The 7,347-nt window shown below is 66.2% G+C and carries 6 protein-coding genes and 2 pseudogenes; 2 read left to right on the top strand and 6 right to left on the bottom strand.

What is annotated here, in order from left to right:
• Both VF497_RS03270 and VF497_RS03265 read left to right on the top strand, forming a co-directional pair.
• Positions 1-299: pseudogene (locus VF497_RS03270) on the top strand (RNA polymerase sigma factor); the annotation flags it as partial.
• Positions 300-483: 184 nt separating this feature from the next.
• Positions 484-960, top strand: a complete 477-nt coding sequence (locus VF497_RS03265) for a c-type cytochrome (RefSeq protein WP_330886208.1) — start codon at positions 484-486, stop codon at positions 958-960.
• Between the two features lie 57 nt (positions 961-1,017).
• Here the strand turns inward: VF497_RS03265 and VF497_RS03260 are convergent, their stop codons facing one another.
• From VF497_RS03260 to VF497_RS03235, 6 genes and pseudogenes are all read right to left on the bottom strand, one after another.
• Complete coding sequence (locus tag VF497_RS03260) at positions 1,018-1,734, bottom strand: plastocyanin/azurin family copper-binding protein (RefSeq protein WP_330886207.1); 717 nt, start codon at positions 1,732-1,734, stop codon at positions 1,018-1,020.
• Between the two features lie 59 nt (positions 1,735-1,793).
• On the bottom strand, positions 1,794-3,227 hold the full coding sequence (locus VF497_RS03255; RefSeq protein ID WP_330886206.1) for a DUF1501 domain-containing protein: 1,434 nt from the start codon (positions 3,225-3,227) through the stop codon (positions 1,794-1,796).
• Positions 3,228-3,234: 7 nt separating this feature from the next.
• Complete coding sequence (locus VF497_RS03250) at positions 3,235-5,007, bottom strand: DUF1800 domain-containing protein (RefSeq protein WP_330886205.1); 1,773 nt, start codon at positions 5,005-5,007, stop codon at positions 3,235-3,237.
• Between the two features lie 112 nt (positions 5,008-5,119).
• Positions 5,120-5,701 carry an arsinothricin resistance N-acetyltransferase ArsN1 family B gene (locus VF497_RS03245; protein ID WP_330886204.1) on the bottom strand — a complete coding sequence of 194 codons (582 nt, stop codon included), beginning with the start codon at positions 5,699-5,701 and terminating at the stop codon, positions 5,120-5,122.
• Positions 5,698-6,975: a metal-dependent hydrolase family protein gene (locus tag VF497_RS03240; RefSeq protein ID WP_330886203.1), complete on the bottom strand. Its 1,278-nt coding sequence runs from the start codon at positions 6,973-6,975 to the stop codon at positions 5,698-5,700. Before VF497_RS03240 ends, VF497_RS03245 begins: the two co-directional genes overlap by 4 nt.
• A 5-nt stretch (positions 6,976-6,980) precedes the next feature.
• Positions 6,981-7,347: pseudogene (locus VF497_RS03235) on the bottom strand (cyanophycinase); the annotation flags it as partial.

Below are 7,347 nucleotides of genomic sequence, written 5' to 3'. Positions count from 1 at the left end.
CGCTGCGCGCGATGCTCGCGGACGAGGTGCGCCTCGATCTCGTCGCCAAGGCGCGCTTGAGCGGGCGTGCGCAAGTCGGCACCTACTATGTGCAGTACGAGCGGATCGCGGACTGGCGTTTCGCCCTCGGCAGCGTCGACGGCCGGCTCGCGGCGCTGGCCTTCGATCCGCACGATCCCGCGGCAGCGCCGATCTATTTCGTGCTGTTGAACTGGGACGGCGACCGTCTCGTCGGTATCCGCGATTTCCGCTACGCGCGCTATGCGGTCGAAGGCGCCGAGTTCGCGACGCTGGCCTGAAGCGGCATTCCTCGAAGCCCCGCAGCCATTCACGGATTCCGCTGCGATGCCGCGCAGGTTCCACGCGTCCCGCTGGGCTGCGCTGCGCCTCGATGAGCCGAATTTCCTCCCGTTCCGCTAACTAAGCCGAGCCGAACGATCGGTTTGGCCATTTTTCGGAAATCGAGACAAGAGGAAATCCCCGATGAAGTTCAAGACATCCCTGCTCGCAGCCGTGGCGCTGGCCGCTGCGAGCGTCGCGGCAACCGCCGCGGAAACCACTGCCATGTCGCCGCAGGCGCAGCGCGGCCGTTACCTCGTCCGCACCAGCGGCTGCAACGATTGCCACACACCCGGCTACGCCCCGCAGGCCGGCCAGGTCGACGAGAAGCTGTGGCTCACCGGCGACGCGCTCGGCTGGAAGGGCCCATGGGGCACGACTTATGCGACCAACCTGCGCCTGCTGTTGAACGGCATGAGCGAGCAGCAGTGGCTTAACCACGCGCGCACGATGCAGCCGCGTCCGCCGATGCCGTGGTTCAACGTGCGCGCGATGAACGACGAGGATCTGAAGGCGATCTACGCGTTCGTGAAGACGCTCGGGCCGGCGGGCACCGCTGCGCCTGCCTATGTTGCTCCGGGTCAGCCCACGTCCGGGCCCGTCGTGCAGTTCCTTCCGTAGCGCCGCCAGGCCAGAAGGCTTGGATTCGCGCTTGGAAGATTCTTCGAGCAGGGCCGCCTAAGGACAGGCCAAGCCGCCGACGCCGCTCAATCGCACAATCGACATCGAACCGCTCGTATAGCCCGGGACGAGCGGCACCCAAGATGCGGTGCCGGTGTTGCAGTCGCTGAAGCTCAGCGTGAACGTGCCCCACTTGTATTTGTTGCGCGCGACCGTCGCGGGATCGAAGGCCGGCGGGAACAGACCGCCGGTCGAGGTGTAGACGTCCAGCGTCGCCGTGCCGCCGCTGTAGCTGCCCTGGCCGAACAGCCAGAGCGTGTGGCCGGCGTTGTCGAACACGTACCAGATCGCAACGATGGTGCCGTTGCCGAGCACCTGCACGTCGAAGCCCTGGCCGGACTGGCTCTTGTTGTACCAGAGGCCGGTGATGCCCGGCGTGATGCCGAACGCGACCGCGTTGACGCGGACCGTGCCGTACATGCCCACGCCGGGTGCGCCGTGTGCCTCGCAGTAGTAGCCGAACGTGCCCGCGGTCGGGAAGCTGATCGTTACGCTCCAGTTGTTGCCGGCGACGTTGCCGTTGCCGCCCTTGCCGTCGCCGTCGCAGCCGTTCGCGCAGCGGAACAGGCCTGGCGTGTCGGAGACGACGTTGTGTGACCCCGACACTTCGGTGAACGTGACCGTGTCGCCCGCGTTGATCGTCAAGGTCGACGGCGAGAACGCATCGTTGCTGCCGCCGACGCTGACCTGGTGATCGCTGGCGGTGGCGGACACGCTGAAAATTCCAGCGATCACGAAGAAGAGGGCGGCGAGCGAGCGGGAGCGAAGTTTCGTCATGACAGAAAGCCCAGGTTCTTCGTCGCGAAGTTGCCGACGTAAGGAAAGATCGTCGCGATGTCGCAGTCCTGCACGCCGAGCCAGCTCGCGAGCGTCGCCGAATACTGGTCGCTGGAGACCGCGGGCATCATCTGGCCGCGACTGAGGCAGTCGGGCCCGTTGAGCGTCTGGTCGGGGAACAAGCGTCCGCTCGCCGCGTTCACGCCATAGAGTTTCTGTCCGTTCACCGCACCGCCCATCACGAACTGGTTGCCGGCCCAGGCGTGATCGGTGCCGTCGCCGTTCGAATTGAGCGTACGCGCGAACTCGGACAACGTGAACGTTGTGATCGACTGCGGAATCCTGAGATCGTTGACGGTGCAATCGTAGAACGCGCCGAGCGCCTGAGACACGGTGGTCAACAGCTTGGGTTGGTCGTTGAGCTGGTTCGCATGCGTGTCGAAGCTGCCGTAGCCGATGAAGAAGATCTGCCGCTTCGCATTGAGCACGCTGCGCATCGAGATGACCTTGGCAACTTCGGCGAGCGCCGCGGCGATCGGGTTGTTCGCCGGAAACACGGTTGTCAGCGCGGGCGCCTGCGCAAGCGCGGCGGTCATCGTGTTGTAGTAGTCAAGCGCATTGCCGACCTTGCCCGTGTACGCGCGCGACAACGGGTCGGCATAGGTTTCCGCGAGCATCTCGGTCAGCGCGGTGATCCGCGCCGGGCCCGTGCTGCCGGTGTAGCCGGCGAGACTGGTCGGGCCGCTGGCCGAGATCGAGTAGGGCTGCACCGACATGCCGGCCTGAAACCGGTTCTGGCCGCTCAGCGAAATCGACATCGGAATCGTCGCCCCGGCATTGAGTACATGCAGGCGGTCGGCGACGAGGCCGCCCCAGCCGGTCGTGCCGTTCTGCTTGGGCTGGCCGTACTGCCACTGCGCCTGCTGGTCGGCGTGCGAGAACAATTGCGGCGGCAGCGGATAGCCCGGTTTCAGGTACTGCGTCTTGACCGTCGGCTGCAGCGCCGTGCCGACATTGACGACGAACGCGCCGTTGCCACTGTTGAACAGGCGTTGCAGTTCCGGCAGGTTCGGGTGCAGACCGTAGGTTTCGCCGGCGCCGGCGTTGAGCACGTTGATCGGCAGCAGCGTGTTCTGTGCGATCGCCATGCCGGTCGGCGCAGCGCCGCTGCGCGAGGCGCTGTAGGTCGCGTAGCGCGTCGCGTCGCTCGGGATCAGCGTGTTCCACGAGTCGTTGCCGCCGAGCAGGAACAGGCAGATCAACGCCTTGTAGTCGCTCACCGCACCGTAGCCGCCGCAACTCGACTGCGCGAGCGCCGAGTTGACGAGGCCGAACTGGGTCATCAGCGCGCCGCTCGTCGCCGCGGCAAGGCTCGAGCAGACGGCATCGCGCAGGAACAGTCGACGCGAGGGATTGAATGAGTAGCTCATGGCGCGCTCACTTCTGGATCGCGAATTCGGGGGAGATCAGGGTCAGCTGCAGCGCTGCCTGCGCGCGCGTGACGGCGCTCGTCGCGGGGATCGCGTTGATCATCTTCACCAGGCTGGCCTTCATCGCGGCGCTCATGCGGCCGTAGAGCAGGTCGTGGTTGATCTGGTCCGCCATCGCGTTCGCGTCGTTGGCGATCGCGGTCAGCGAGGACAGGTCGATCGCGATCGTCTCGGGCTTGTTGCCGCTGTTGCCGACATAGGCGTTGCTGCGTGCGGTGAGGTCATTGGCGGTCGATGCGACCGTCGACTCGTTGAGGATCTGGAACTCCGGCGCGACCAGGCCGCCGTCGGCGATCTCGCCCGGCGGTGCGTAGAACGGCGAATAGAAATTGAACACCGACGAGGCGCCGAGCGGCCGCTCGGCGTAGCTGCTCTGCGGACTGTTGAAGGTGTACAGGCCGACTGTCGCTGCGGCGTGATAGTAGCGCCACAACGCGGTCAGCTTGAGCAGTGGTTCGCGCGCCTTGCCGAACGTGTAGGTCGCGGCATACTGCATGGGCACCCTTCCGCCCAGCGCCTCGCTGTCGGTCAGGATCGCCGCGACTACCTGGCTCAGATCACCGCCGCTGCCGCTGAACACCGCGCTGATACGGCTTACATAGGCCGGCGTCGGATTGCTCGTGACCAGACGCTGGATCAGCTGTTTGGAGATGAACGGCGCGGTGTTCGGATGATTGACCAGAATCGCCAGACCCTGCTGCAAGTCGGCGGCGCAGGAGTTGTTTGCGGGGACGCCGAGCGCGTCGGAATTCGCGCCGTAGTTGCCGGTGTAGCTGATCAGTGTCTTCGCGCCGAAGTCGTGATAGCTGTCGTAGCAGACCAGCGGCTGATACTCGGCCACCGACCAGGCTTGGTAGTTCAGCGGGTTGGAGTTGAAGCCGGTCGAGTAGCTCCAGCCGGTGAAGATGCGCGCATAGGCCGAGACGGCGGCCTGCGGATAGGTCGGGATAGTCTGGCCGCTGCCGTCGAGCTTCTGCGAGCCGTCCGGGTTGAGCAGGACCAGGCCGATCGTGAACAGCTGCATCACCTCGCGCGCGTAGTTCTCGTCGGGCGAGGTGCCCTTGCTGCCGTCGCCCTTCTGGTTGCGCAGATAGGTGAGCATCTTCGACATCGCCGGGCTCAGCGTCACGTCCTGGAGCAGGTTGGAGAACGTCGGCGCGTGCGCGACGCCGTTGGCGTCGGTCCAGCCGCCGACGTCGCGTGCGAGCATGTCGTAGTACTCGGCCAGCGCGATCGGGTCCTGGTTCAGGCCGGCGAACTGGTCGGAGACGACCATGATCTGCGACAGCGCCCAAGCGACGCGCTGACGCAACTGGTCCGGAGCGGTGACCGCGTTGTTGAACCAGGCTTCCATGCGGTCGTTCTGCCCCGGATTCTGCACCGCCTTGTCCAACGATTCGACGTAGGGCCGCATCGGCGTGGCCGGCATCGCCAGTTGTTTCGCAATCCAGGCGCGGTAGCCGAGCTGGCGCAGTTCGGCGATCACGGCCGGCGTCGGGCCGAACGTGGCCATGGTCAGGAAACGGGTGGCCTGCGCGTCGTCGACAGGCATGTCCTGGATCAGCGGCGGAGCGAGGCGGATCGGATCGCGTGTCTGCCTGGGCAGCGGAAACCTCGGCGGCGTGTTCGCGGCTTGCGCAATGGCGGTGCAGAGCAGCAGGCAGGAGGCGCCGGTGATTCCGCGCCGGAACAAAAAACTGCGAGGCGAAGACGGCTGCATGGACAACTCCCGCAACAGAAGGCTGCACCGGATTCCCCGGACCGAGCATAACGCAAGCAACGCTGCCGCAAGATGACGGTTGACACGGTCCGCAGATCGCCCGGCGGCCAACTCAATCGTTGCCGAGCGCCTGCGTGATCGTCTTGTCGTCGAGCTGCGCGAAGGCGATCGGTTCGACCGGAATGGACACGGGCTCGCCGATCTGTAACTGCCACCAGCCTACGTCGTGCCAGGCACCGAACTTGTAGCCGGCGTGGCGGAACAGCGCGCAAGGACGAAAGCCGCAGGCTTCGTGCAGCGCGATGCTCGCCGCGTTCGGCAACGTGATGATGCCGTACGCGTTGACATAGTTCTGCGCTTTGAGTACCGCGTGCAGCGCGGCGTAGAGACGCCTGCCGATACCTCGCGCATGAAACCGCTGGCGCACATAGGCGGTGACTTCCACCGACCAGCGATACGCCGCGCGCTCGCGATGCGGACCGGCGTAGGCATAGCCCGCGACGTGATCGTCGACGACGGCGACGAGCCAGGGATGCGTCGGCAACAGTTTGGCGATGCGTGCGGCCATCGCCTCGACACTCGGCACCTCGGTCTCGAACGAAACGGCCGCGTGTTCGACGTGCGGCGCGTAGATGTCGCGGATCGCAGCGGCATCGGCCTCGCTGGCCACGCGCAGCGTCACGGCCGCGTTCATGGCGCGCGGTAGACCTTGCCGTCCTTCATCACGAAGGCCACGCGCTTTACCGCGTCGATCGCTTGCGTCGGATCGCCCGCCACGGCGATAAGGTCGGCGCGCAATCCCGTCGCGATGCGGCCGAACTCGTCCTGCCTACGCAGGATCGCCGCATCGATGCTGGTCGCGGCGAGCAGGGCCTGTGCAGGCGTCATGCCGAGCTTGACCATCCACTCGAGCTCGCGCCAGTTCGTGCCATGGGCGAACACGCCGACATCGCTGCCGCAACCGATCTTCACGCCGACCTTCAGCGCGGTGCGGAACGCGTTGGCCGATTCCTGCATGCGCTTCGACGGCGGCGTCTTGCCGGCTTCGTAATGCTCAAAGTACTGCGCGATCGCCTCGACCGCGGTCAGCGTCGGCAGGTAGGCAATGCCGCGCTGCTTCATCAGCTTGAACGTGTCCTCGCTCGCTTCGTCTCCGTGCTCGATCGTGTCGACGCCGGCGAGCACGGCCATGCGCACGCCGGCATCGCTGGTCGCGTGCACCGCGACCGGGCGGCCGGACAGGTGCGCGGCGTCGACCATCGCCTTGAGTTCCGCCTCGGTGAACGCGGGTCGGACTTCGCCGCCCGGGCCGATGCGGTAGTCGGCGTAGATCTTGATCCAGTCGGCACCGTGACCGGCCTGTTCGCGCACCGCGGCGATGCCGGCGTCGCCGCCGCTGACTTCCTGTGCACCGCTCGGCAGATCGATGTCGGGGCGGAAGCCGCGCGGACCCGGACCGTACGATGCGGTCGCGACGATCGCGCGCGTGGCGACGAAGTAGCGCGGACCGGGAATCAATCCCTCGTCGATCGCGCGTCGCAGCGAGATGTCGTCGTAGCCCGCGCCCTCGGTGCCGAGATCGCGCAGCGTGGTGAAGCCGGCGAGCAGCGTGTCGCGCGCATGCTGCGCGGCGAGCAGGGTGCGATATGCGGGCGGCTCCTTGAGCACCTGATCGTTCCAGCTCACCTCGTTGTACGGATGCAGGAACAGATGTGCATGCAGGTCGATCAGACCCGGCAGCAGCGTCGTGTCGGGCAGGTCGACGATCTTCGCGTCGGGCGGCGCCTTGATCGTCGCTGATGGCCCAGCGGCGACGATGCGCTCGCCGTCGACGAGCACGACCCAGTCGGGATGCGTCGCTTCGTTGGCGTTGCCGGTCCACACGCGGGCGGGGCGCAGCAGCGTCGCCGCCTGCGCCGAACAGGCAAGCACAAGCAGACCGAACACAAGAAGTATACTTTTTTGCATCGAGATCAACTGATGGATCGGCGGAAATCGAGATCGTAGCGCGAGCCGTGCACGAGCACGTGCACGCGCAGGTTGGTGATGCTGATCGGCCCGCTCGGGCCGGCTTCGGCGACATTGGAATGGCCGACATCGGAGGGATCGACGACGGTGATGCCGCCGTGGCCGACGATGTCGACTACGTTGTCGGGACCGATGAACGCTGCCGTGTCGGGATCGATGCCGATGCCGAGCGCGAATGGATTGAGCGCAAGCGCGGCGAGCAGACGGCCGAGGCGGTCTGCGCCGGCACCGCCCTGGTCGATGACGAGGCGGTTCGACAAGCCGAGGCCCGGCGCGAGCGTGACGCTGCCCATGCGCGGCGTCGGTCCATGT

It is taken from the genome of Rudaea sp. (assembly GCF_036383415.1).
In the GTDB taxonomy this organism is placed as follows: Bacteria; Pseudomonadota; Gammaproteobacteria; order Xanthomonadales; family Rhodanobacteraceae; genus Rudaea.
The sequence above is the reverse complement of the archived record's forward strand: the minus strand, read 5'-3'. Positions and strand labels throughout refer to the sequence as shown.